Origin of the sequence: Rhodococcus tukisamuensis NBRC 100609, assembly GCF_001894985.1 — a bacterium.
GTDB classification, from domain to species: Bacteria; Actinomycetota; Actinomycetes; order Mycobacteriales; family Mycobacteriaceae; genus Rhodococcus_G; species Rhodococcus_G tukisamuensis.
Genome location: NZ_BCXG01000008.1, coordinates 1 through 24,870, shown reverse-complemented (window position 1 = coordinate 24,870; position 24,870 = coordinate 1). Strand labels below are relative to the sequence as shown.

Sequence of the window (24,870 nt, the reverse complement as noted above, 5' to 3'; positions counted from 1 at the left end):
GGCGTTTCGAGACGAATCCTTGGTGACCGTGTCGATGCGCCTGCCGTCACACCCGGCCGCGGCGGGCCCACATCCGGTCCCGCGGCTACGGATTCAGCGCCGGGGCCCGCCGCGCCTTTCGGACGTCGGACGCCAGCACCCACGCCGCCAGGACGCCGCCCAGCGCGCCGAACAGGTGCCCCTGCCACGACATCCCGTTGACCCCCGGGAACACGCCCCACAGCAGCCCGCCGTAGACCACCAGCACCACCAGTCCCAGGGCCAGCTGGCCCAGGTGCCGGGTGAACAGACCGCGGGCGATCAGGTACGCCAGCCAGCCGAACACCAGCACCGACGCGCCGAGGTGGATGCTGTTCGCGCCGCCGAAGAGCCACTGCCCCAGGCCCCCGACCACCCAGATGATGCCGGTGGCCGCGAGGCCGCGGCCGATCCCCGAGAGCAGCACCAGGAATCCGAGCACCAGCAGCGGGATGGTGTTGGCGACCAGGTGTCCCCAGCCGGCGTGCAGCACGGGCGCGAACACGATGCCCCACAGCCCGTCCAGGGTGCGCGGCTCGACGCCGACGCTGTCCAGGCGGCCGCGCATCAGCATGTCGACGAACTCGAGCAGGTAGAGGCCGACGACGAATCCACCGATGACCATCGCCGCCTGTTGCCACAGCGCGCGCTGGGTCGCGGGCACGGCGGGCTGACCGGGCACCGGCAGTCCCGCCGGGGTGCTCCGGAACTGGTCCATGGGATTGGTCATCTTCCGCCTCAACCGCTTTCGTCACGCCCACAGCTGACCGTCAAGGGCTTGCTCTGCATCTTCGAGCGTACCGTCGTACGCGCCGGTCGACAGGTACTTCCAGCCCGCGTCGGCGACGACGAACGCGACGTCCGCGGGCCGGCCCGCCCGCGCCGCCCGGCCCGCGACGACGAGCGCGGCATGCAGCACCGCGCCCGAGGAGATACCGGCGAAGATGCCCTCCCGCTTCACCAGTTCGCGGGTCCGGCGCACCGCGTCGGCCGGTCCGACGGAGAAGCGGGCGGTCAGCACCGTCTCGTCGTAGAGCTCCGGGACGAAACCCTCGTCGAGGTTGCGCAGGCCGTAGACCACCTCGTCGTAGCGCGGCTCGACGGCGACGATCTCGACACCGGGGACGCGCTCACGCAGGTAGCGCCCGACGCCCATCAGGGTGCCGGTGGTGCCCAGGCCGGCCACGAAGTGGGTGATCTCGGGGAGGTCGCGCAGCAGTTCCGGCCCGGTGCCCGCGTAGTGCGCATCCGCGTTCGCGGGGTTGCCGTACTGGTAGAGCATCACCCAGTCGGGGTGCTCGGCGGCCAGCCGCTTGGCCGTCGCGACGGCCTCGTTGGAGCCGCCGCGGGCGGGCGTGTCGACGATCTCGGCGCCGTACAGTGCGAGCAGCTGGCGGCGCTCGAAGGACGTGTTCTCCGGCATGACGCACACCAGCCGGTAGCCCTTGAGCTTCGCCGCCATCGCCAGCGAGATGCCGGTGTTGCCGCTGGTGGGTTCCATGATGGTGGCGCCGGGGGCGAGCCGTCCGTCCCGCTCGGCCCGGTCGATCATCGCCAGGGCCGGCCGGTCCTTCACCGATCCGGTGGGGTTGCGGTCCTCGAGCTTCGCCCACAGCCGCACCGGGTCCGGGCCCGACCAGCGGGGCGAGAGCCGGGGCAGGCCGACGAGCGGGGTCTCGCCCAGCGTCGCCAGCAGGCTCTCGTACCGGGCCACCGCGCTCAGCCCCCGGCGACCGCGGGCAGGATCGTGACCTCGTCGTCGGCGGCGATCGCGGTGCCGAGTCCCCCGGTGAACCGCACGTCCTCCTCGCCCACGTACACGTTCACGAACCGGTGCAGCGCGCCCCCGGCGACCAGCCGGTCGCGGATGCCGGCGTACCGGCTGTCGAGGTCGTCGATCAACTCCGACAGCGTGGAACCCGTTGCCTCGACCCGTTTCTCGCCCCCGGTGTGGACGCGGAGAACGGTCGGGACGGAGACGACGGTCATGGTTTGCTCCCATTCGATGCCGCGGCCCCGGAGGCGGGCAGCACCTCTACCGGCTCCTCGGCGACCTGCCCGTCGACGATCCGGAAGCTGCGCAGCTCGTCCCGCTGCGGGTCGCGGGTGGAGATCAGCACGTAGTGGGCGTCGGGTTCGGCGGCGAGGGCGACGTCGGTGCGGCTGGGGTAGGCCTCGGTGGCGGTGTGCGAGTGGTAGAGCACCACCGGCGCCTCGCCGGCCGCGTCCATCGCCCGCCACAGTCGCAACTGCTCACCGGAGTCGAAGCGGTAGAAGGTAGGCGACCGCTCCGCGTTGGTCATCGGGACGTGCCGCTGCGGGGCGTCGGAACCCTCGGGGCCGACCACGATGCCGCAGGCCTCGTCCGGGTGGTCGGCGCGGGCGTGCGCCACCATCGCATCCACCAGGTCGGATCTGATCTGCAGCACGCTTGCCTCCCGAGTGCCCCCAGCCTAGTGCCTCGTGCTCGAAGTCCATTGATGGTTGCCGGGGATCCACGTGGATGCATCGGAAGGCGGAGAAGTCCCAGGTAGCGGTGTTCTACCTGGGACTTCGACAACGCAGCGAGGCGCCGCGTGGGCCCCGGCAACCGCGAGAAGACTTCGGGCGCGGGGCACTAGGTCCGGAAGGCGGAGGGGAACAGTTCCCGGTAGGTCGGGATCCCCGCCACCGGGGTGGCCGTCAGGATCGCGTCGACGATCGCCCGGGCCGTGACGTCGGCAGCGGCCTCGCACACCGCGGCCAGCACCGGCAGGTCCGCGGCGAAGGCGGCCGGGACGGGCAGGGCGGCGTCCGGCGTCGGCCCCGGGTGGGTCCCGGTGGCGAGCGCGAACAGGGTGTCGCCGTCGAGCGGCGAGTGCGCGGGGCGGATCGCCCGGGCCATCCCGTCGTGCCCGGCGACGGCGACGCGGCGGCACCCGGCCTTGCCGAGCGGGGCGTCGGTGGCGACCACACCGATCGTGGTGTTGAGGACGGTGCCCTTCTGACCCAGCTCGACGGCCGCCGCCAGTTCGGCCGGATCCGGCATCCGCAGCCCCCACCGCTCCAGGTCCCCCGGGCCCACGCCCCAGGGCAGTCCGGTCGCCGGATCGAACACGGCGCCAACGGGATTGGCGACGACCAGCGCCGCCACCGTGACGCCCTCCGCGGGTCCGGGCCCGAGCACCGCGGAGGCGGTGCCGACGCCGCCCTTGAGGATCCCGGCCCGGGCGCCGACGCCGGCCCCCACCGAGCCGCGCCCCACGCTCGCCGAGGCGGCGTCCGCGGCCAGGAACCCGTGGTCCGCGGTGGGACGCACGGCCCAGTCCCCCACCGGCAGGTCGAAGATCACCGCGCCCGGCACGATCGGAACCACGTGGCCGTCGGCGTCCATCGGGATGCCCCGGCCGCGTTCCTCGAGCCAGCGCATCACGCCGTCCGCCGCGGCCAGGCCGTACGCACTGCCGCCGGTGAGCAGCACCGCGTCAACCTGCTGCACGCTGTGGCTGGGATCGAGGAGGTCGGTCTCGCGGGTGCCCGGGCCGCCGCCCCGCACGTCCACCGAGGCGGTCGCGCCGCCCGGCGCCAGCACCACGGTGCAGCCGGTGGCCCGGCCCGAGCCCATCGCCGCGTGCGGGTCCAGTTCGTGGTGGTGGCCCACCAACAGGCCGGCGACGTCGGCCAACGAGTCGCTCGGCCCCGGCCTCACGGGACCAGGACCTGCACCAACGAGTCCTGCATCCAGGTGAGCCAGTGGTAGACGTCGAGATGCGGGGCCCGCGGGTCGTCGGGGTCCAGTTCGTCGGGGGTGTCCGCGTCGATCTGCAGCGTCGAGCCCAGCGCCAGCCGGACGTCGTTGAGGCCCGCGAGCCAGGCGTCGGCCTGCTCCGGTGTCAGCACCACCTTGCCGCCCTCCGCCGGAACCGTCTGCAGGATCACCGAACCCGCCGCGAGCTTCGCGTCGATGATCTCCGGCTCGTGCAGACTGCGCAGTGCCCCATTGACATTGGCACCCGGCGTCGCCTCCTCGCCGCCCGCGGCGTCGGGCTTGAGGAAGTCCGGCAGCAGCCGGGCCAGCGTCGCATCGGTTGGCGCGGTGGAGTTCCCGGTCCGCAGCCCGGTCAGCTCGGCCAGGTCGTCCTGCGGCGCGGACGCGGCCCGGTCCTGCAGCAGCGAGAGCACCGAGCTCACCAGCGACCGCAGTACCGACGCCTCACGCGCATCCATCTCGGAGCGAATCTTCACGCCGCCCAGCGAATTCTTCCGACTCCATGTGCGCACGATGCCTACCCGCAGGTCCTTTCGAGTGGTGGTGAGGCGTCTCTCCGTGAGGAGATCCGCGTCAGCTGTCCCGCTGCATGGTCGCCCACAGCCCGGCGGCGTGCAGTCGCTGCACGTCGTGTTCCATCTTGTCCCGCGAGCCGGAGGACACCACGGCCTTGCCCTCCTTGTGGACCTGCAGCATCAGGTCGGTGGCCTTCGCCTTGCTGTAGCCGAACAGCTTCTGGAAAATGAAGGTCACGTAGTGCATCAGGTTCACCGGGTCGTCCCACACCAGCGTCACCCAGGGACGATCCTGCGCCTCGTCCTCGTCAGTGACCTCCGCCTCCGCGGGTAGGACCTGCGGGGCTGCGGCGGGAATCCTCGCCATCGGAGTGATTGTGGAGCCTGGAGCCATGCAACCAGCCTACGACGTGATCCCGACAGAATGAACATCGTGGGACAAAACGGCCAGGACGCGGGCGCCGGGCCACCGACGCCTCGTTATGGTGACCCGGTGACGACGCACTCAGGTTCGACCACCGCCGCGCCCGCCGCCATCGCCGGCTCCGCGCTGTGGTCCCAGCCGGGCACCAGCACGGCGCTACTGACCGACCAGTACGAGCTGACGATGCTCTCCGCGGCGCTCGCCGACGGCTCCGCGCACCGCCGCTGCAGCTTCGAGGCCTTCGCGCGGCGGCTGCCCGACGGCCGTCGCTACGGCGTGGTCGGCGGCATCGGCCGCCTGCTCGACGCCCTCGACCGGTTCCGCTTCGGTGAGCCGGAACTGGCCGTGGTGTCGAAGTTCCTCGACGACCGCACGGTCGACTGGCTCCGCGAGTACCGGTTCACCGGCGACATCGACGGCTACCGCGAGGGCGAGCTGTACTTCCCCGGGTCGCCCATCCTCTCGGTGCGCGGCACCTTCGCCGAGTGCGTGCTGCTCGAGACGCTGCTGCTGTCGATCCTCAACCACGACAGCGCGATCCTGTCCGCCGCCACCCGCATGGTCAGCGCCGCCGCCGGCCGGACCATGATCGAGATGGGCTCGCGGCGCGCCCACGAGGAGTCCGCAGTGGCGTGTTCGCGGGCCGCCTACCTGGCCGGCTTCACCGCCACCTCGAACCTCGAGGCCGTCCGCCGGTACGGCGTGCCCGGCGCCGGCACCAGCGCCCACGCGTTCACCCTGCTGCACACCACCGCCGACGGCCCGGACGAGGCCTCGGCCTTCCGCGCCCAGGTCGAGGCGCTGGGCGTGGGCACCACCCTGTTGGTGGACACCTACGACATCACCGAGGGCGTCAAGACGGCGATCGCCGTCGCCGGCCCCGAACTCGGCGGCGTCCGCATCGACTCCGGAGACCTCGGGGTGTGGGCCCGCCAGGTGCGCCGGCAGCTCGACGACCTGGGCGCCGTGAACACCCGGATCGTGGTCTCCGGCGACCTCGACGAGTACGCGATCGCGGCGCTGCGGGCCGAACCGGTGGACACTTACGGTGTGGGCACCGCGCTGGTGACCGGGTCGGGGGCGCCCACTGCGGGCATGGTCTACAAGCTCGTCGAGGTCGACGGGCTCCCGGTGGCCAAGCGCAGCAGCCACAAGGTGTCCCGCGGCGGCACCAAGCGGGCCGTCCGGCTGGCCCGGCCCACCGGCACGATCGTCGAGGAGGTCGCCTACCCGGCGGACTCCGAGGCCCCCGACGCCGGCGACCTGACCTGCCGGGAGCTGATGATCCCGCTGGTCCGCGGCGGTGTGCGGGCGGACGGCCTGCCCACCCTGGCCGAGGGGCGCGACCTGGTCGCCCACGGGCTGGTGAGCCTGCCGTGGGAGGGGCTGAAGCTCTCGCGCGGCGAGGCCGCCGTGCCGACCCGGTTCGTCGGCTAGTTCGGGTTCGCAGACAACGTAGGAGTGAGGAAATGGGCACCGGATCGGGTCGGCGGGCGCTGGTCGTCGTCGACGTGCAGAACGACTTCTGCGAGGGCGGCTCGCTCGCCGTCACGGGCGGCGCCGCGATCGCCCGAGCCGTCAGCGGCTACCTGACGGACCAGGCCCACCGCTACGCCGCGGTGGTCGCGACCGCGGACCGCCACGTGGACCCGGGCGACCACTTCTCCGACACACCCGACTACGTGGACACCTGGCCGCCGCACTGCCGCGCGGGCACCCCCGGCGCCGAGTTCCACCCGGACCTGGACGTCGCGCCGGTGCAGGCGGTGTTCGCCAAGGGCGCGTACAGCGCCGCGTACTCCGGTTTCGAGGGCATCGACGACTCGGGCGAGACGCTGGCCGGGTGGCTGCGCGGACGCGGCGTCGACGCGGTGGACGTGGTCGGCATCGCCACCGACCACTGCGTGCTGGCCACCGCACTGGACGCGCGCCGTGAGGGCTTCGACACCACGGTGTTGCTGCAGTACACGGCGGCGGTCTCCCCCGACACCCTCACCACCGCCCTGGACCGCCTGCGTGGCGCCGGGATCCAGCTGATCGGCGAGGTGCCGTCGGCGGCGTGACCGCGCGACCGGCCGCGCGACGCTGTCGGGACCTGACGGTGGCTGCCGGTAGCCTTGGCCGGTGCCTGAACTCCCCACCGTCCCCGAACTGCTGTCCGAGGCGGTGCACGCACTCGGCGGCGCCGAGCGGCGAAACCAGCTGACCATGGCGTCGGCGGTGGCGCATGCCATCGACACCGGCGAGCACCTGGCCGTGCAGGCCGGCACCGGCACCGGCAAGTCGCTGGCCTACCTGGTGCCGAGCGTGCGGCATGCGGTCGAGTCGGGCCGCACCGTGGTGATCTCCACCGCGACCATCGCGCTGCAGCGTCAGCTCGTGGACCGCGACCTGCCGCGGCTGGCCGACGCGCTGAGCAAGACGCTGGGGCGGCGCCCGCAGTTCGCCATCCTCAAGGGCCGCGGCAACTACCTCTGCATGAACAAGATCCACACGGGGGCCGCCGAGGAACCGGAGAACGCCGAGCTGTTCGACGCGTTCGCCATCTCCCGGCTCGGCCGCGAGGTCAAGCGGCTGACCGAGTGGTCCTCCGAGACCGACACCGGCGACCGCGACGAGCTGGTGCCCGGCGTCGGCGACCAGGCCTGGCGTCAGGTCAGCGTCACCGCCCGTGAGTGCCTCGGCAAGTCCCGCTGCCCGGTCGGCGAGGACTGCTTCGCCGAACGCGCCCGGGCCGAGGCGTCGCAGGTGGACGTGGTGGTGACCAACCACGCGCTGCTCGCGATCGACGCGATCACCGGCATCGCCGTGCTGCCCGAGCACGACGTGGTGGTCATCGACGAGGCGCACGAACTGGTGGACCGGGTCACCGGCGTGGCCACCGCCGAGCTGGCGCCGTCCACGATCACCGCCGCCGCACGACGCTGCGTCAAGCTGGTCGAGGAACAGGACGCCGACCGGATGGAGGCGGCCTCGGAGGGCTGGGCGGCGGTGCTCGAGGACTGCTACGCCGGTCGCTGGGAGCGGCTGCCCGACGGCGCCGGCCCCGCGCTGGCCGCGGTCCGCGACTCCGCATGGGCGGTCCGTACCGCGATCGGCCCGGTCCGGCCGGGGATGAACGCCGCCGACCCGGAGGCCGCGGCGGCCCGGGTCGCCGCCCTGGCCGCGGTCGACGAGGTGCACGACAACGCGGTCCGGGTGCTCACCGCCTTCGACGAGCCGGACCCCGCCAAGCACCGCGACGTGGTGTGGCTGGCCGACGAGGAGCGCCGCGGCAAGCTGGTGCGGATGGCGCCGCTGTCCGTCGGCGGGCTGCTGCGTTCGCGGCTGTTCGCCGAGTCGACGGTGGTCCTGACCTCCGCGACGCTGACGGTGGGCGGCTCCTTCGACGGGCTGGCGGTGAACTGGGGCCTGCCCGCGGAGTCCGCGGTGAGCCCCGACGCGGCGATGGCCACCGGCACCGAGGCGCCGGCGGACGCCGGGGACATCAAGTGGAACTCCCTCGACGTCGGCTCCCCCTTCGACCACGCGAAGGCCGGAATCCTGTACGTCGCAAAGCATCTGCCCGCACCCGGCCGTGACGGACTGGCACAGGGCTACCTCGACGAGATCGCCGAGCTGATCACCGCCGCGGGCGGCCGCACCCTCGGGTTGTTCTCGTCGATGCGGGCGGCGAAGGCCGCCGCGGAGGTGATGCGCGAGCGGCTCGACACCCCGGTGCTGTGCCAGGGCGAGGACGCCACGGGCCAGCTGGTGCGCAAGTTCGCCGCGGACGAGGCCACCTCGCTGTTCGGCACCCTGTCGCTGTGGCAGGGCGTGGACGTGCCCGGCCCCTCGCTGAGCCTGGTGATCCTGGACCGGATCCCGTTCCCGCGCCCGGACGACCCGCTGCTGGTGGCCCGCCAGCGCGCCGTCGAGTCCCGCGGCGGCAACGGCTTCCTGTCGGTGGCCGCCAACCATGCCGCGCTGCTGCTGGCCCAGGGCGTGGGCCGGCTGCTGCGCAGCGTCGACGACCGCGGCGTGGTCGCGATCCTCGACTCCCGGCTGGCGACCGCCCGCTACGGCGGCTACCTGCGGGCGTCGCTGCCGCCGTTCTGGGAGACGTCCGACCCCGAGGTGGTCCGCAAGGCCCTGACCCGGCTCGCCGAGCGTTAGCCCGCCGGCAACGCCACCAACGCCAGCTCGGCGTCCCCGGCGAGCAGTTCGTGGTGCGGCAGCACCCGGACCGTGTACCCGACCGCGCCGGAGAGCGGCATCCGTGTCTCGGCGACGAAGAGCTCCCCCAGGTCCTCCGAGCCGGCGTGCGTCATCGGCACCACCACCGTCTCGGAGAGCTCCTCGTCCGCGCCGACGTGGCCCAGGACTGCCTGCACCGCGACCTCGGACGGTTCGAGGCCACCGAGCCGCAGGTGCGCCCGCAGGGTCAGGTCGGCGCCGATCACCGGGGTGTCCGGCAGCCCGGAGCTGTCCACCTGCACCACCTGCACGCGCGGCCAGGCCGCCTCGACCCGACCGCGGTACGCCGCGACCTGCCGTGCCCCCGCGTAGCCGTCGGCCACCGCGGTACGTGCGGCCCGCGCCGCCGGGGCGTACAGGCCCACCACGTAGTCGCGCACCATCCGCGACGCCAGCACCTTCGGCCCCAGGTCCTCGAGCGTGTGCCGGACCATCTCCACCCACCGCGCCGGCAGTCCGTCGGCACCGCGGTCGTAGAACTTCGGCAGCACCGTCTGCTCGAGCAACTCGTACATCGCGTTGGCCTCGAGGTCGTCGCGGCGCACCTCGTCGGTGACGCCGTCCGCGGTCGGGATGGCCCAGCCGTTCCCGCCGTCGTACATCTCGTCCCACCAGCCGTCCCGGATGGACAGGTTCAGCCCGCCGTTGAGCGCCGACTTCATCCCCGAGGTGCCGCAGGCCTCGAGCGGCCGCAGCGGGTTGTTCAGCCATACGTCGCAGCCCCAGTACAGGTAGCGGGCCATCGACATGTCGTAGTCGGGCAGGAAGACGATCCGGTGCCGGACGTCGTGCTCGTCGGCGAACCGCACCACCTGCTGGATCAGCGCCTTGCCGCCGTCGTCGGCGGGATGGGACTTGCCGGCCACCACCAGCTGCACCGGCCGCTGCGGGTCCAGCAACATCGCGCGCAACCGCTCCGGGTCCCGCAGCATCAGCGTCAGCCGCTTGTAGGTCGGCACCCGGCGCGCGAACCCGACCGTCAGCACATCGGGATCGAAAACCCCTGCCGTCCAGGACAGTTCGGCATCGGTGGCGCCCCGTTCGAGCCACGACGCCCGCACCCGCCTGCGCACCTCGGCCACCAGCTGCCCGCGCAGCGTGTTCCGGGTTGCCCACAGCTCGCCCGGCGCGATCTCGTGCAGCCGCTCCCAGCCGCGGGCCTCCTCGACCTGCTCGGGGCCGACCACCCGCCGGGCCAGGTCCATCCACTCGCGGGCCGCCCAGGTGGGGGCGTGCACCCCGTTGGTGACCGAGCCGATCGGCACCTCGGTGGCGTCGAAGCCCGGCCACAGCCCGCTGAACATCTCCCGGCTGACGGTGCCGTGCAGCCGGGACACCCCGTTGGCGCGCTGACCGAGCCGCAGGCCCATGTGCGCCATGTTGAACACCGACGGGTCGCCCTCACGGCCCAGTTCGACGATCCGGTCCACCGTCAGACCCGGCAGCATGGCCGACTCGTTCTCCCCGTTGGCCCCGGCGAAGTAGGTGCGCACCAGGTCCGTCGGGAAGCGGTCGATGCCCGCCGGGACCGGTGTGTGGGTGGTGAACACGGTGGCCGCACGCACCGCGGCGAGGGCGGCGTCGAAGTCCAGCCCGGCCCCGGTGATCAGCTCGCGGATCCGCTCCACCCCGAGGAAGCCGGCGTGGCCCTCGTTCATGTGGAAGACCTCCGGGTCGGCCAGCCCCATCGAGCGGGTGTACGCCCGCACCGCGCGCACCCCGCCGATGCCGGCCAGGATCTCCTGCTTGATCCGGTGGTCCTGGTCGCCGCCGTAGAGTCGGTCGGTGACCCCGCGCAACTCCGGGTCGTTCTCCGCGATGTCGGAGTCCAGCAGCAGCAGGGGCACCCGGCCGACCTGCGCGATCCACACCCGGGCCCGCAGCACCCGGTTGCCCGGCATCGCCACGTGCAGCAGCACCGGCGCCCCGGACACCGGCTCCGCGAGCAGCCGCAGCGGCAGTCCCTGCGGGTCCAGCGAAGGGTAGTGCTCGGCCTGCCAGCCGTCCGCGGTCAGCGACTGCCGGAAGTACCCGGACCGGTAGAGCAGGCCCACGCCGATCAGCGGCACCCCGAGGTCCGACGCCGCCTTGAGGTGGTCGCCGGCCAGGATGCCGAGGCCGCCGGAGTAGTTCGGCAGCACCTCACTGACGCCGAACTCCATTGAGAAGTAGGCGATCCCGCCGGGCAGGTCGACGCCCTTCGACTGCTGGTTCTGGTACCACCGCGGACGGTCGAGGTACTCGTCGAGGTCCTCGGCGCGGAGGTCCAGCTCGGCCACGTAGTCCGGGTCGATCGCCAGCGCGTCGAGCCGGGCCGGCGACACCTCGCCGAGCATCCGCACCGGGTCGCCCGCCACCCGCTGCCACAGCCCCGGGTCGATCCGCGCGAACAGGTCCTGGGTCTCCGGGTGCCAGGACCACCGCAGGTTGGTCGACAACGGCCCGAGCGCGGCGAGCCGGGCGGGGAGGTGGGCACGGACGGTGAACCGACGCAAGGCTTTCACCCTGCGAAGACTACCCACCGGCGGGCCCGCGGTCCTGTCGTGACGACCCGGCCTTCGATCCAGCGTGCACCGTGGCCGTACCCGTAAGGTAGTGCTCCATGACCGGGCGGATAGGCATCGACGACGTCGTCCCCGACATCGAGGGCGGGCGTTTCCCCGCGAAGGCCGTCGTCGGCGAGACGTTCCCGGTCTCGGCGACCGTCTGGCGCGAGGGGCACGACGCGGTCGCGGCCACCCTCGCGGTCCACGGGCCGGACGCCGCCGGCACCCTGCGGATCCCGATGCTGCCGGGCCCGCTCCCGGACACCTTCGCCGCGGTGTTCGTCCCCACCACGCCCGGCGCCTGGACGTTCCGGGTGGAGGGCTGGGGCGACCCGATCGCCACCTGGCGTCACGCGGTCGAGGCCAAGTTGTCTGTCGGGCAGGGCCCCACCGAGCTGGCCAACGACCTCGAGGTCGGCGCCCGACTGTTCGAGCGTGCGGCCAAGGCGGTGCCGAAGGGCGACCGCGCGCGAGTCGTCGCGGCCGCCGCCGCCCTGCGCAGCGACCAGCAGCTGCCCGCCCGGGTGGCGCCGGCCTTCGCCACCGACCTCACCGCCCTGTTGCGCACGCACCCCCTGCGGGACCTGGTCACCAAGGGCCGCACCGGGACCGTCTGGGTGGACCGTCGGCGCGCGCTGTTCGGCTCCTGGTACGAGTTCTTCCCGCGTTCGACCGGCGGCCGGGAGCCCGACGGCACCCCGCGGCACGGCACCTTCGCCACCGCCGCCAACGACCTGCCCCGGATCGCGGCGATGGGTTTCGACGTCGTCTACCTGCCGCCGATCCACCCGATCGGCCGGGTGAACCGCAAGGGCCCCAACAACTCCCTGACCCCCGGTCCGGACGACGTCGGGTCGCCGTGGGCGATCGGCGCCCGCGAGGGCGGCCACGACGCCGTGCACCCGCGGCTCGGCACCCTCGACGACTTCGCCGCCTTCGTCGCCCGCGCCCGCAAGCTGCACCTGGAGGTCGCACTCGACCTGGCGCTGCAGTGCGCTCCCGACCACCCCTGGGCCGCAGCCCATCCCGAGTGGTTCACGGTGCTGCCGGACGGCACCATCGCCTTCGCCGAGAACCCGCCGAAGAAGTACCAGGACATCTACCCGGTCAACTTCGACGACGACCCGGACGGGATCTACGCCGAGGTCCTGCGGGTGGTGCGCTTCTGGATCGACCGCGGCGTCCGGATCTTCCGGGTGGACAACCCGCACACCAAGCCGCCGAACTTCTGGGAGTGGCTGATCGCCGAGGTCAAGGAGACCGACCCGGACGTGCTGTTCCTGGCCGAGGCCTTCACCCGGCCGGCCCGGATGTACGGCCTGGCCAAACGTGGGTTCACCCAGTCCTACACGTACTTCACCTGGCGGGTCGGCAAGCAGGAGCTCACCGAGTTCGGGCTCGAGCTCGCGGCGAAGGCCGACGAGGCGCGGCCGAACCTGTTCGTCAACACCCCGGACATCCTGCACGAGAGCCTGCAGCGCGGCGGGCCCGGAATGTTCGCGCTGCGCGCCGCGTTGGCCGCCACGCTCGCGCCGACCTGGGGCGTGTACTCGGGATACGAACTCTACGAACACCTTCCGGTGCACCCCGGCAGCGAGGAGTACCTCGACTCGGAGAAGTACCAGCTACGGCCGCGCGACTTCGACGAGGCACGGGCCCGCGGCGAGTCGCTGGAGCCGTGGATCGCGACGCTGAACCGGATCCGTCGGGCCCACCCCGCACTGCAGCAACTGCGCAACCTCACCTTCCACCACATCGACAACGACTCGCTGATCGCCTACTCGAAGTTCGACCCGGTGACCGGCGACGCGGTGCTCACCGTCGTCAACCTCAACCCGTACGGCGCCGAGCAGGGCCACATCTGGCTGGACATGCCCGCCCTCGGCCGCAACTGGCAGGACCACATCACCGTGCTCGACGAGGTCACCGGCGAGCAGTACCAGTGGGCCCAGACCAATTTCGTCCGACTCGAGCCCTGGCGCGCGGTCGCGCACGTCCTGGCGCTGCCCGCCGTCCCCTACCCCGCGCGGATGCACCTGGCACACCGCGCGCCCGCGTCGTGACCGCCCGCGGCGCCGCGCAGGTCGCCGCGCCCCCGCTGGCCGACCTGGCGCGACTGGCCTCGGGCACCCACCACGACCCGCACTCGCTGCTGGGCGCGCACCCGCATGCCGGCGGCACCGTGATCCGGGCGCTGCGCCCGGGCGCCGAGTCCGTCGCCGCCCGGATCGACGGCGTCGACCACCCGCTGTACCACGTCTCCGACGGACTGTTCAGCGCCGTCGTCCCGGTACCGGAACCCGCCGACTACCGACTGGTCGTCGAGTACCCGGGCGGGCACACCGTCGTCACCGCCGACGGCTACCGCTTCCTGCCGACGCTCGGGGATCTCGACCTGCACCTGTTCGGCGAGGGCCGGCACGAACGGCTCTGGGAGGCGCTCGGCGCGCACCCCCGCAGCTACGACACCCCGGACGGCCCGGTCACCGGCACCTCGTTCGCGGTGTGGGCGCCCGCCGCGCGGGGCGTCACGCTGATCGGCGACTTCGACCTCTGGGGCGGGCAGACAGCACCGATGCGGGCGCTGGGCTCCACCGGCGTCTGGGAACTGTTCGTGCCCGGCATCGAGCCCGGCGCGTTGTACAAGTTCCGGGTGCACGGCGCCGACGGCTCGGTGCGCGACAAGGCCGACCCGATGGCGTTCGCCACCGAGGTGCCGCCCGCCACCGCGTCCGTGGTCGACGCCAGCACCCACACCTGGACCGACGCCGCCTGGCTGCGGGCCCGCGCCGAGACGGAGCCGAACCAGTCGCCCATGAGCGTCTACGAGGTGCACCTCGGGTCGTGGCGGCCGGGACTGAGCTACCTCGAACTGGCGGAACAGCTTTCGGCGCACGTACTGGCGACCGGGTTCACCCATGTCGAACTGCTGCCCGTTGCCGAGCACCCGTACGGCGGGTCCTGGGGCTACCAGGTGACCTCCTACTACGCCCCGACCTCCCGGTTCGGTTCCCCCGACGACTTCCGCGCCTTCGTGGACCGGATGCACCGGGCCGGCATCGGCGTCATCGTGGACTGGGTGCCCGCCCACTTCCCCAAGGACGACTGGGCCCTGGCCCGCTTCGACGGCGGCCCGCTCTACGAGCACGCCGACCCGCACCGGGGCGAGCAGTTGGACTGGGGCACCTACGTTTTCGACTTCGGCCGACGCGAGGTCCGCAACTTCCTGGTTGCCAACGCCCTGTACTGGATCGACGAGTTCCACGTGGACGGGCTACGGGTCGACGCCGTCGCGTCGATGCTCTACCTGGACTACTCGAGGCCGTCGGGCGGCTGGACCCCGAACATCCACGGCGGCCGCGAGAACCTGGAGGCGGTCGCGTTCCTGCAGGAGATGAACGCGACCGTGCACAAGCTGCACCGCGGCGTCGTCACCATCGCCGAGGAGTCGACCGCCTGGCCGGGTGTCACCCGGGCCACCTCCGTCGGCGGCCTCGGCTTCACCATGAAGTGGAACATGGGCTGGATGCACGACACCCTGGGCTACCTGGGCCGCGATCCCATCCACCGCAGCTTCCACCACCACGAGATCACCTTCTCGCTGATGTACGCGTGGAGCGAGAACTACCTGCTCCCGGTCAGCCACGACGAGGTGGTGCACGGCAAGGGCACGCTGTGGACGCGGATGCCGGGCGACGACCACGCCAAGGCCGCCGGGCTGCGCGCGCTGCTCGCCTACATGTGGTCGCATCCCGGCAAGCAGCTGCTGTTCATGGGCCAGGAGTTCGGCCAGCGCACCGAGTGGTCCGAGGAACACGGGCTGGACTGGGGCCAGCTCGAGGGCGGACCCACCGCCGCGCTGCAGCGGGGCGTGCTGGCGCTGGTGCGCGACCTCAACGCCGCCTACCGGCGCCACCCCGCGCTGTGGACGATGGACAACTCCCCCGGCGGCTACTCCTGGATCGACGCCAACGACACCGAGAACAACGTGCTCAGCTACCTGCGGTACGGGACCGACGGGTCGATCGTCGCGTGCCTGTTCAACTTCTCCGGTTCCGCGCACGCCGAGTACCGGGTGGGCCTGCCCGAACCCGGCCGGTGGGTGGAGGTCCTCAACACCGACGCCGCGGAGTTCCACGGCTCCGGGATGGGCAACTTCGGTGCCGTGACCGCGACCACCCAGCCCTGGCACGGCCGCCCGGCCTCCGCGGCGGTCGCGTTGCCCGCGAACAGCGCCCTCTGGCTCAGCCTGGAACGCGGGTGATCCGGGCCCGGGCGGCGGTCGTCGGCGTCGCCGTCGCGCTGGCCGCGATCCTGCTCGCCGGCTGCGCGTCCACCACGGGCGGACGCGCGGTGTCGATCTACGCCAACCCGTTCACAGTCGCCGGGCTGCCCGCGACCGACGGCCCCAGCGGCCCACGCCCCGACGTGCCCGACGCGTCGCTGCCGGTCCGGGGCGCGGACGGCTCGGCCGCCGACGTGCTGGCCACCAACGCCGTCGACGACATCGCCGCCTTCTGGGGTGTCGAGTACCCGAAGGTCTTCGCCGGCGACTTCCAACCGGTCACCGACCTCGCGTCGTGGGACCCGGACGCGCCGCCCGCCCACTCGGACACCTTCTGCGGCGACAACACGCACGGCGTGGTGAACGCCGGCTACTGCACCCGCGACGGCTCGATCGGCTGGGACCGCACCACGCTGCTGCCCACCCTGATGAGCACCTTCGGCCCGATGGCCGTGGTGATGGTGATGGCGCACGAGTACGGCCATGCGATCCAGCACGACTCCGGCCTCGCCGGCGACGACGACCCGACCCTGGTGCTCGAGCAGCAGGCCGACTGCTTCGCCGGGGCCTTCATGCGAGACGTCGCGCAGGGTGGTGCGCCGCACTTCACGCTCAACACCTCGGACGGACTGAACTCGGTGATGGCGGCGATGGTGGCCGTCCGCGACACCAACCCCAACGACCCGGAGGCCGTGCACGGCTCCGCCTTCGAACGGGTGACAGCCTTCCAGATCGGCTTCACCGACGGCGCCCGCGCCTGCACGGCCATCGACGCCGCCGAGGTGGACGCGCGGCGCGCCGAGGTGGCCCAGCAGCTGTCCGTCGCCGGCGGCGACGGCGAGATGCCGGTCACCGAGGAGACGGTCCGGCTCACCGTGGACTCGTTGCAGGCGGTCTTCGCGCTCCCGCAGCAGCCGACGGTGACCTTCGCCGGCGCCGACACCGGGTGCCCGGACGCCACGACCACCGAGCCGGTCTCGTACTGCCCGTCGACGGACACCATCGGCGTCTCGCTGCCCGCGTTGGTGGCGCGCAGCATCCCGCTGACCGGCAGTCCGGACGAGATCGCGGCCGACGTGCGCGGCGACTTCGGCGCCTACGTGCTGGTGGCCTCGAGGTTCACCCTCGCCGCCCAGCGCCGGGCCGGCGACTCGCTCACCGACGCCACCACGGCGGTCCGCGCGGCCTGCCTGTCCGGCGTCTGGACCGCGGCCGCCGCGGCGGGTGAGGCCGGCGGGCTGACGCTGTCCGCCGGCGACCTGGACGAGGCGGTGTCCGGCCTGCTCACCGACGGCCTGATGGCCAGCGACGTCAACGGGGACACGGTCCCGAGCGGCTTCGCCCGCGTCGACGCCTTCCGCTCCGGGGTGCTCGGCGGGCAGGACGCCTGCGCGAACCGCTACGGCTGACCCGGCCCGATCCTCGGGACGGCCGGGTCTCGGTGCGGCCCCGGCCTCAGTACAGCGCGGAGGCCAGCTTGCGGCGCGCGGCGACCACCATCGGGTCGGCCGGGTCGAAGAGCTCGAACAGCTCGAGCAGCCGGGTGCGGGCCGCGGTCCGGTCGTCGCCCGCGGTGCGCCGGATGGTCTCGATGAGCCGGCCGAACGCCTCCTCGGCCTGCTGGGTGTAGAGCAGCGCGTCGGCGGCGTCGAGCTGCGCCTGCACGTCGGTCGGGGCGGCGGCCGCCTTGGCGACCGCATCGGGCGCCACGTCCTGCACCCGGGCCAGGAAGCGCACCTGGCGGATGGCGCCGAGCGCGGCCGTGTTGCCCGGCTCCGCGTCCAGGATCGCCTGGTAGCCCGCCTCGGCGCCGGCCAGGTCACCCTCGGCGAGGGCGTCCTCGGCAGCGACGAACCGCGGGTCCTCGGCCTCGGGCTCCTCCTCGCCGCCCGACGCCGGCGGACCGGCGAGCTTGCCTGCCGTGGCGAGCAGCACCTGCTCGAGCCAGCCACTGACCTGGTCCTCGGGCTGGACGCCCTCGAAGTCGGCGAGCGGCTGCCCCGCCGCCACGGCCACCACGGTCGGGATGGCCTGCACACCGAACGCCTGCGCGATCCGCGGGTTGGTGTCGACGTCCACCCGGGCCAGGACCCAGTCACCCGCGCCCCGGCGGGCCAGGGACTCGAGCACCCCGGAGAACTGGACGCTCGACGGGCTCCGCTCGGACCACATCGAGACCAGCACCACCACCTGGGACGACCGCTCGAGCACCTCCGCTTCGAAGGTGGCCTCGGTGACGTCGACGACCGGCGCGAGCCCGGTCGGGCCCGCCTCGCCGACGGGGCCCGTCGGTTGCTGCGACGGCGGCGGGGACTGCGCGCGGTCCTTGAGGGCAGACAGGTCCACGGCCCCGGACATGGCGGCAGCCGCGGCGGCCGAGGGACGTGCGGGCGGGCGAGAGCCAGGTCGAGTCACACCCAACAGTCTGGCACGCCCACCCCGGTGTCAGCGCGCCTCACCCCTCCCGCCCGGACCCCGGTACGCCTGGAGACCCCCGGACCCCCAGATACGCGCGGTGCCCCCGAACCGTGACGGTTCGGGGGCACTGCGGATGTGTCTGGAAATCAGGCCTCGGCGAGGGCGGGATCCGCGACCTTGCCGGACGCGACCGCCTCTGCGGACAACTCGGCGAGCTTGCCGTTACGCACGGCCCAGCGCTCGAACACGATCGTCCCGAACGGCGGCACGCTCGACACCAACGCCCAGAAGGTGGTCATCAGGTCCCACTTCAGCGACCGCGCGGTCACCAGCGCGATCAACACGAACGGAACGAAGGCGGCGATGCCGTGCACCATTCCGGGGATCCGGACGGCCTCTTCGTACCCGAGCACCCACTTGAAGAACATCGCAACCAGCAGGGCGGCCCAGGTGACGGCCTCCCACTGGGCAACCAGGCGGAACCGCTTCGCGGGCGTGGACACGTCGAGGATCTTCGGCATGCCCACCATTGTGCCTGAGCAAATCGGACAACAAGGCGCCGTCGTGTGTGATCTACGACGCCTTGTAGTCGGATTCGGTTGGTGCAGTTGTGGCCGCTGACCGGGCGAGTTACTGCTGGGGAACGCGGATGATCAGTGCGTCGCCCTGACCGCCGCCGCCGCACAGTGCCGCCGCGCCGACACCGCCGCCGCGACGCTGCAGCTCGAGCGCGAGGTGCAGGGCGATCCGCGCACCCGACATGCCGAGCGGGTGCCCGACCGCGATGGCGCCGCCGTTCACGTTGACCTTGTCCGCGTCCAGGCCCAGCTCACGGGTCGACGCGATGCCGACCGCCGCGAATGCCTCGTTGATCTCGACGAGGTCGAGGTCGGTGGGCGCGATGCCCTCCTTCGCGCAGGCCTTCGCGATCGCGCGGGCGGGCTGCGACTGCAGGGTGGAGTCCGGGCCGGCTACGACGCCGTGGGCGCCGATCTCGGCGATCCAGCTCAGGCCCAGCTCCTCCGCCTTGGCCTTGCTCATCACGACCACCGCGGCGGCGCCGTCGGAGATCGGCGAGGCCGAACCTGCGGTGATGGTGCCGTCCTTGCTGAAGGCCGGACGCAGCTTGCTCAGGGACTCGACGGTGGTGTCGGCACGGATGCCCTCGTCCTCGGCGAAGACGATCGGGTCGCCCTTGCGCTGCGGGATCTGCACCGGCACGACCTCGTTGTCGAACAGGCCGTTCTTCCAGGCGCGGGCGGCGTTCTGGTGCGACGCCGCGGCGAACGCGTCCTGCTCCTCGCGGGTGATGTGGCTGGCTTCCTGCTGGTTGACCTGCTCGGTCAGCAGCCCCATCGCCTGGTCGGTGAAGATGTCGTGCAGGCCGTCGTACGCCATGTGGTCACGCAGGGTGACGTCGCCGTACTTGAAGCCCTCGCGGCTCTTCTCGAGCATGTGCGGCGCGCGGCTCATCGACTCCTGGCCGCCGGCGACCACGATGTCGAACTCGCCGGCGCGGATCAGCTGGTCGGCCAGCGCGATCGCGTCGACGCCGGACAGGCACACCTTGTTGATGGACAGGGCCGGCACGTCCATGGGGATGCCGGCGGCCACGGCGGCCTGGCGGGCGGGCATCTGACCGGCGCCCGCGGTGAGCACCTGGCCCATGATCACGTACTCGACCTTCTCGGGCGCGACGCCGGCCTTCTCGAGCGCGCCCTTGATGGCGATGCCACCGAGATCGGACCCGGAGAAGTCCTTGAGTGAACCCAGGAGCCGCCCCATCGGGGTACGGGCTCCGGCGACGATTACAGAACTGCTCACGGCTTCCTCCAAAGATCAGTGCGGGCGGGCACCGGTTAAAGCCACATCCCCACGAGAACTACCAAGACGGTAACGCTAACGTCAATGTCATGACACACTCTGCCCCCAGCTCGGCCACTTCCCCCCTGGCCTCCGACCTCGTGACGGCCATCGACCACGTCGGCATCGCAGTGCCCGACCTCGACGTCGCGATCGCCTGGTACGCCGAACACCTGGGCCTCGTCTCCACGCACGAGGAGACCAACGAGGAGCAGGGCGTCCGCGAGGCCATGCTGTCGGTGCCCGGCAGCCCGGCGGGCTCCACCGCGATCCAGCTGCTCGCGCCGCTCAACGAGAACTCCACGATCGCCAAGTTCATCGACCGCAGCGGCCCGGGCCTGCAGCAGCTCGCCTACCGCGTCACCGACCTCGACGCGATCTCCGAGCGCCTGCGCGCCGGTGGCGTCCGGCTGCTCTACGACGCACCGCGCCGCGGCACCGCGAACTCGCGGATCAACTTCCTGCACCCGAAGGACGCCGGCGGCGTGCTGGTCGAGCTCGTCGAGCCGGCCGCAGACGGCGGGCACTGAGCCCCACCTTCCACCACACCTGACCGCCGTGCGGGGAGCCGATCGCTACCCGTACGGCGGTCTCGCGTATTTTGCACGCCTGACAGGGCAACGACACCACAAGCGCAGCGACGGTAGGTTATGAGCATGGCCAACGAGCACGACCGCGGATCGATTCCGCTCCCCTTCACCGTCGCACGCAAGGGTTACGACCGCGACGAGGTTCGTCACTACTTCGACCGTTTCGACGCCGAGCTGCGGGTGACCGCAACCGACCGGGACGCCGCGGCCGCGCAGGCCCGGGACCTGGCGATGCAGCTCGAGGACGCACGCGACGAGATCGACGACCTGCGCAAGGACGTCGACCGGCTGTCCGTGCCGCCGACCACCGCCGAGGGCATGAGTGAGCGTATCTCCCGGATGCTGCGCCTCGCCTCCGACGAGGCCTCCGAGGTGCGCGCCCATGCACAGGCCGAGGCCGCCGAAATGGTGTCCATCGCCCAGCAGGACAGCACCGCGATGCGCGCCGAGCACGAGACCCGGCTGGCCGAGCTCGCCGACCTCCGCTCCGCGCTCGAGACCGAGCACACCCAGACCATGGCCGCCGCGCGCACCGAGGCCGCCCGGATCGTCGAGGCCGCCCAGAGCGAGCGAGCCCGCATGGAGGCGGAGTCCGAGGCCAAGCGCAACCAGATCCAGCAGGACTTCGAGATCACCATGAGCGAACGCCGCACCAAGGTGGTCAGCGCGGTCGAGGAGCTCGAGGCGACCAGCAAGGCCGAAGCGGCCCGCCGGATCACCGACGCCACCAACGAGGCCCGGCGCCGGCTGCAGACCGCCACCGAACAGGCCGAGAAGCGGATCGCCCACGCCAAGGAGCTCGCCGAGGAGCTGCGGGTCCTCCGGGGCCGGGTCCTCGCCCAGCTCTTGGGTATTCGCGGCCAGCTCGATTCGGTGCCGGCGATGCTGGCCTCGGTCAACCGGGAGGGCGAGCTGCTCGACGGCGTCAACGAGTCCGAGCGCAAGGACCGCCGGGACTCAGCGGCGGCCGAGGACGAGGCTCACGGCGAGTCCGATCAGAACGACGCCGGTCAGGACGACCACGGGTCCGCGGACGAGTACCAGGAGTCCGAGCGGGACGTCACGACCAACGCCGGGTGATCCCGCGGGACCCGCGCCCGTTCCAGCATCCTGAGTGCCAGTGCCGGCGGTCCTCGGCTCCGCCGATCGCGTCCGCCGGCCAGGCCACCAGGTGCGCAACGCCGGGCCGGATCTCGTGGTCACAGCCGGGGCACCGGTAGGTCTTGGTGGCGCGGGCGCCCGGGATCTGCCGGACCTGGTACTGCTCGCCGTCGTAGCCGGCCGGGCCGGATTCCACACGGGCCTGCGAGCCGCCCAGCGGTGACGGCGGCTCGGCGCGACGGTGATGATTGCGGCGGGGCATGAATCCAGCCTAAATGCCGCTCAGAACAGCCTGAACTCGGTGCTCTCGATTCCGCGCAGCGCCTCGTAGTCGAGGGTCAGGCAACGGATTCCCCGGTCCTCCGCCAGCGTCCGGGCCTGCGGCTTGATCTGCTGCGCGGCGAACACACCGGTGACCGGGGCCAACAGCGGGTCCCGGTTGAGCAGTTCGAGGTAACGGGTCAGCTGCTCGACGCCGTCGATCTCCCCCCGACGCTTGATCTCCACCGCCACCGACGCGCCGTCCGCATTGCGGCACATCAGGTCCACCGGGCCGATCGCCGTCATGAACTCGCGCCGCACCAGCGTGTAGCCGGGGCCGAGTGTCTCGACGTGCTCGGCGAGCAGCTCCTGCAGATGCGCCTCGACGCCGTCCTTGATCAGACCCGGGTCGACACCGAGCTCGTGCGAGGAGTCGTGTTCCACCTCGTCGATGGTGATCCGCAGTTCCTCGCCGGCCTTGTTGGTCACCACCCAGAGCTGCTTGCCGTCGCCGGCGTCGTCCTCGACCAGCCAGCAGGGCGGGCTCATCCAGTTCAGCGGCTTGTAGGCACGGTCGTCCGCATGGATGCTCACCGAACCGTCGGACTTGACCAGCAGCAGCCGTCGGGCCTTCGGAAGGTGGGAGGTGAGACGGCCGACGTAGTCGACATGGCAGTTGGCAATCACGAGACGCACTCGGACCACACTAGAGCACGCCAGCGCGGGTCCCGACCACAGCTGGCCGGAGCCATTACGCTCGGCGATCATGGCCGTTCCCGGAGTTTCCACAGCCCCGCTGGGCTCGCGCCTCCTCGGTTCCCCCACCGAGACGCCCCGGCGTCGGCGGCTGCGGGTACAGGTGCTGCTCACCGTCAGCCTGCTGGTGACCAACCTGGTCGGATTCGTCGTGGTCGGCGCGCTCATCGCGGTGGTCCCCGGACCGGAACTGCTGACTCGGGAGTTCCTCTTCGTCAACGCCGTCCTCGGCCCGGCCTATCTCGTCGCAGCCACCGTCGTCGGCCTGGTCTGGGGCACCCTGCGCGCCCTGCGTGGGCTGCGCTGGGCCGTCGAGGGCCGGGCACCGACGCGCGAGGAGGCGGCCGCGGCCCTGTCGATGCCGTGGAAACTGACCCGGATCCAGATCGTGCTGTGGCTCGGCGGCCTGGTGGTGTTCACCACCGCCTACGCCATGGTCGATCCCGAGACCATCCCGAAGGTCTCGCTGACCATCGCGATGAGCGGCACCACCATATGCGCCTTCGGATACCTGCTCGCCGAGTTCGCCCTGCGCCCCGCCGCCGCTCGGGCACTCGAGGCGGGCGATCCGCGCCGGGTCCGGATCGCGGGCGTCACCGGCCGCAACGTGCTGGCCTGGCTCCTCGGGACGGGGGTACCCGTCACCGGGCTGATCCTGGTCGCGCTGTTCTCACTGCTGCACGAGGAGGCCAGCCCGCGCCAGCTGGCGAAGTCGATCCTGGCCATCGGCGGCGCCACGCTGGTGTTCGGACTGCTGCTCACCCTGCTCGGGGTGGCCGCGACGGTCGCTCCGATCCGGTCCGTCCGCGCCGCCATGACCGAGGTCGAGAAGGGCCACCTCGGTACCCGGATCCAGGTGTACGACGGCACCGAGCTCGGGGAACTGCAGAGTGGTTTCAACCGGATGGCGGAGGGCCTGGCCGAACGCGAACGAATCCGGGACCTGTTCGGCCTGCACGTCGGTCACGAGGTGGCCGAGGCCGCCATCGCACGCAATCCCGAACTCGGCGGCGAGGAGCGCGAGGTCGCGGTGTTCTTCATCGACCTGGTGGGCTCGACGCAGCTCGCGGCGTCCCGTCCCCCGCAGCAGGTGGTCGACCTGCTCAACCGCTTCTTCGACGTGGTGGTCGACGAGGTGGACCGGCACGGCGGTTTCGTCAACAAGTTCGAGGGGGACGCGGCGCTGGCGATCTTCGGTGCGCCCGCGGACCTCGACGACCCGGCCGGGAGCGCCCTGGCCGCGGTCCGCCGGATCCAGCAACGGCTGCGCGCCGAGGTGCCCGACTGCGACGCGGCCGTCGGGGTCGCGGCCGGCACCGCGGTGGCCGGGAACATCGGCGCCCGAAAGCGATTCGAGTACACCGTGATCGGCGACCCCGTGAACGAGGCGGCCCGCCTCTCCGAGCTCGCGAAGACCGTTCCCGGAGCCGTGCTCGCCTCCGACCGCGCGGTGGCCGCGGCCGGCGCCGCCGAGGCCGCACGGTGGACGCTGGGCGACACGGTGACCCTCCGCGGGCGCAGCGCGCAGACCCGCCTGGCGACGCCCCTGCCCTAGTTGACGCTCTTGATGTCGACCAGGAAGACCAGAGTCTGACCCGCGAGCTCCGAGCCACTGCCGGCCGGACCGTAGGCGTCCTTCGGCGGGATCTCGGCGAGGACCTTCGAACCGACCTGCTGCCCGACGAGCGCCTGCGCGAACCCCGGGATGACCTGGCTCGGGGCGAACGTGGCCGGCGCACGACCGTAACTCTGGTCGAAGATCTCTCCGGTGTCCCAGCTCGTGCCCTGGTACTCGAGGGTCACCTGGTCGTTGGGTCCGACAGTGGCCCCGTCACCCTTGGCCACCACCGTGATCTTGGTTTCGGCCAGGTCCGGCTTGTCCGCGGGCAAGGTCAGCGTCGGCGGCTCGTCGCCGTTGAACTGCACATTCAGGTCGCCGGCGCTCAGTGACGCATCCGGGGTGGACTCGTCGGACGCGGAATCCGACCCACAGCCCGTCAGTGTCAGCGCGGTGACCGCGGCAAGCGCAAGTGGGACAGAACGCAGCAGATTCTTTCGCGACAGCATTCGCACAGTCTGCCAGGGCGCCTCCGCCCGAAGGTCGGCCGG

Annotated in this window: 23 protein-coding genes; 9 read left to right on the top strand and 14 right to left on the bottom strand. The window is 72.1% G+C overall.

Annotation, left to right across the window (positions count from 1 at the left end):
* Positions 1–85: 85 nt before the first annotated feature.
* From RT2_RS11120 to clpS, 7 genes are all read right to left on the bottom strand, one after another.
* Complete coding sequence (locus tag RT2_RS11120; RefSeq protein ID WP_083577324.1) at positions 86–748, bottom strand: rhomboid family intramembrane serine protease; 663 nt, start codon at positions 746–748, stop codon at positions 86–88.
* A 21-nt stretch (positions 749–769) separates the two neighbouring features.
* Positions 770–1,732: a PLP-dependent cysteine synthase family protein gene (locus RT2_RS11115; protein ID WP_072844861.1), complete on the bottom strand. Its 963-nt coding sequence runs from the start codon at positions 1,730–1,732 to the stop codon at positions 770–772.
* A 5-nt stretch (positions 1,733–1,737) separates the two neighbouring features.
* Positions 1,738–2,007: a MoaD/ThiS family protein gene (locus tag RT2_RS11110; RefSeq protein ID WP_072844860.1), complete on the bottom strand. Its 270-nt coding sequence runs from the start codon at positions 2,005–2,007 to the stop codon at positions 1,738–1,740.
* Positions 2,004–2,447 carry a M67 family metallopeptidase gene (locus tag RT2_RS11105; RefSeq protein ID WP_072844859.1) on the bottom strand — a complete coding sequence of 148 codons (444 nt, stop codon included), beginning with the start codon at positions 2,445–2,447 and terminating at the stop codon, positions 2,004–2,006. Before RT2_RS11105 ends, RT2_RS11110 begins: the two co-directional genes overlap by 4 nt.
* Before the next feature lie 188 nt (positions 2,448–2,635).
* Positions 2,636–3,706 carry a P1 family peptidase gene (locus tag RT2_RS11100; protein ID WP_072844858.1) on the bottom strand — a complete coding sequence of 357 codons (1,071 nt, stop codon included), beginning with the start codon at positions 3,704–3,706 and terminating at the stop codon, positions 2,636–2,638.
* Entirely contained in the window at positions 3,703–4,278 is a 576-nt protein-coding gene (aosR, locus tag RT2_RS11095) for an oxidative stress transcriptional regulator AosR (RefSeq protein ID WP_072844857.1), read from the bottom strand. Before aosR ends, RT2_RS11100 begins: the two co-directional genes overlap by 4 nt.
* Before the next feature lie 61 nt (positions 4,279–4,339).
* Positions 4,340–4,675, bottom strand: coding sequence for an ATP-dependent Clp protease adapter ClpS (gene clpS / locus RT2_RS11090; RefSeq protein WP_072844856.1), 336 nt, complete (start codon positions 4,673–4,675; stop codon positions 4,340–4,342).
* Positions 4,676–4,816: 141 nt separating this feature from the next.
* On the opposite strand from clpS, the gene RT2_RS11085 reads away from it, so the two are divergent.
* The 3 genes from RT2_RS11085 (at position 4,817) to RT2_RS11075 (ending at position 8,860) form a co-directional block, all read left to right on the top strand.
* Positions 4,817–6,142, top strand: coding sequence for a nicotinate phosphoribosyltransferase (locus RT2_RS11085; RefSeq protein ID WP_072845003.1), 1,326 nt, complete (start codon positions 4,817–4,819; stop codon positions 6,140–6,142).
* A gap of 32 nt (positions 6,143–6,174) precedes the next feature.
* The gene (locus RT2_RS11080) at positions 6,175–6,768 is read left to right on the top strand and encodes an isochorismatase family protein (RefSeq protein ID WP_072844855.1); all 594 of its coding nucleotides are present in this window, start codon (positions 6,175–6,177) and stop codon (positions 6,766–6,768) included.
* Between the two features lie 61 nt (positions 6,769–6,829).
* Positions 6,830–8,860 carry an ATP-dependent DNA helicase gene (locus tag RT2_RS11075; protein ID WP_072844854.1) on the top strand — a complete coding sequence of 677 codons (2,031 nt, stop codon included), beginning with the start codon at positions 6,830–6,832 and terminating at the stop codon, positions 8,858–8,860.
* On the opposite strand, the gene glgP is transcribed toward RT2_RS11075, so the two are convergent.
* Entirely contained in the window at positions 8,857–11,445 is a 2,589-nt protein-coding gene (glgP, locus tag RT2_RS11070; RefSeq protein WP_072844853.1) for an alpha-glucan family phosphorylase, read from the bottom strand. The two genes, RT2_RS11075 and glgP, sit on opposite strands and share 4 nt — an antisense overlap.
* 98 nt (positions 11,446–11,543) lie before the next feature.
* On the opposite strand from glgP, the gene RT2_RS11065 reads away from it, so the two are divergent.
* The 3 genes from RT2_RS11065 to RT2_RS11055 are packed head-to-tail and all read left to right on the top strand — an operon-like array spanning position 11,544 to position 17,181.
* Positions 11,544–13,550, top strand: coding sequence for an alpha-1,4-glucan--maltose-1-phosphate maltosyltransferase (locus RT2_RS11065; RefSeq protein WP_072844852.1), 2,007 nt, complete (start codon positions 11,544–11,546; stop codon positions 13,548–13,550).
* Complete coding sequence (gene glgB, locus RT2_RS11060; protein WP_072844851.1) at positions 13,547–15,751, top strand: 1,4-alpha-glucan branching protein GlgB; 2,205 nt, start codon at positions 13,547–13,549, stop codon at positions 15,749–15,751. The genes RT2_RS11065 and glgB overlap by 4 nt, the downstream gene beginning before the upstream one ends.
* On the top strand, positions 15,748–17,181 hold the full coding sequence (locus RT2_RS11055) for a neutral zinc metallopeptidase (protein WP_072844850.1): 1,434 nt from the start codon (positions 15,748–15,750) through the stop codon (positions 17,179–17,181). The genes glgB and RT2_RS11055 overlap by 4 nt, the downstream gene beginning before the upstream one ends.
* A gap of 46 nt (positions 17,182–17,227) precedes the next feature.
* On the opposite strand, the gene RT2_RS11050 is transcribed toward RT2_RS11055, so the two are convergent.
* The 3 genes from RT2_RS11050 to RT2_RS11040 form a co-directional block, all read right to left on the bottom strand.
* Positions 17,228–18,130, bottom strand: coding sequence for a tetratricopeptide repeat protein (locus RT2_RS11050; protein ID WP_072844849.1), 903 nt, complete (start codon positions 18,128–18,130; stop codon positions 17,228–17,230).
* Between the two features lie 206 nt (positions 18,131–18,336).
* Complete coding sequence (locus RT2_RS11045) at positions 18,337–18,711, bottom strand: DUF3817 domain-containing protein (RefSeq protein WP_072845002.1); 375 nt, start codon at positions 18,709–18,711, stop codon at positions 18,337–18,339.
* 109 nt (positions 18,712–18,820) lie between these two features.
* Positions 18,821–20,014, bottom strand: a complete 1,194-nt coding sequence (locus tag RT2_RS11040; protein WP_072844848.1) for an acetyl-CoA C-acetyltransferase — start codon at positions 20,012–20,014, stop codon at positions 18,821–18,823.
* An 89-nt stretch (positions 20,015–20,103) separates the two neighbouring features.
* On the opposite strand from RT2_RS11040, the gene mce reads away from it, so the two are divergent.
* Together mce and RT2_RS11030 are read left to right on the top strand one after the other, a co-directional pair.
* Complete coding sequence (mce, locus tag RT2_RS11035) at positions 20,104–20,583, top strand: methylmalonyl-CoA epimerase (protein WP_072844847.1); 480 nt, start codon at positions 20,104–20,106, stop codon at positions 20,581–20,583.
* A 126-nt stretch (positions 20,584–20,709) separates the two neighbouring features.
* Positions 20,710–21,723 (top strand): coiled-coil domain-containing protein, encoded by a 1,014-nt coding sequence (locus RT2_RS11030; RefSeq protein ID WP_072845001.1) that lies wholly within the window; start codon positions 20,710–20,712, stop codon positions 21,721–21,723.
* Here RT2_RS11030 and RT2_RS11025 read toward each other — a convergent pair.
* Both RT2_RS11025 and nucS read right to left on the bottom strand, forming a co-directional pair.
* Positions 21,704–22,006, bottom strand: a complete 303-nt coding sequence (locus tag RT2_RS11025) for an Rv1322 family protein (protein ID WP_072844846.1) — start codon at positions 22,004–22,006, stop codon at positions 21,704–21,706. The two genes, RT2_RS11030 and RT2_RS11025, sit on opposite strands and share 20 nt — an antisense overlap.
* 20 nt (positions 22,007–22,026) lie before the next feature.
* Positions 22,027–22,701, bottom strand: a complete 675-nt coding sequence (gene nucS, locus RT2_RS11020) for an endonuclease NucS (RefSeq protein WP_072844845.1) — start codon at positions 22,699–22,701, stop codon at positions 22,027–22,029.
* A gap of 70 nt (positions 22,702–22,771) precedes the next feature.
* On the opposite strand from nucS, the gene RT2_RS11015 reads away from it, so the two are divergent.
* Positions 22,772–24,316 carry an adenylate/guanylate cyclase domain-containing protein gene (locus tag RT2_RS11015; protein ID WP_072844844.1) on the top strand — a complete coding sequence of 515 codons (1,545 nt, stop codon included), beginning with the start codon at positions 22,772–22,774 and terminating at the stop codon, positions 24,314–24,316.
* Here RT2_RS11015 and RT2_RS11010 read toward each other — a convergent pair.
* Positions 24,313–24,870, bottom strand: a 558-nt coding sequence (locus RT2_RS11010; protein WP_218019048.1) for an FKBP-type peptidyl-prolyl cis-trans isomerase, incomplete at its 5' end; no start/stop codon positions are given. The genes RT2_RS11015 and RT2_RS11010 overlap by 4 nt on opposite strands.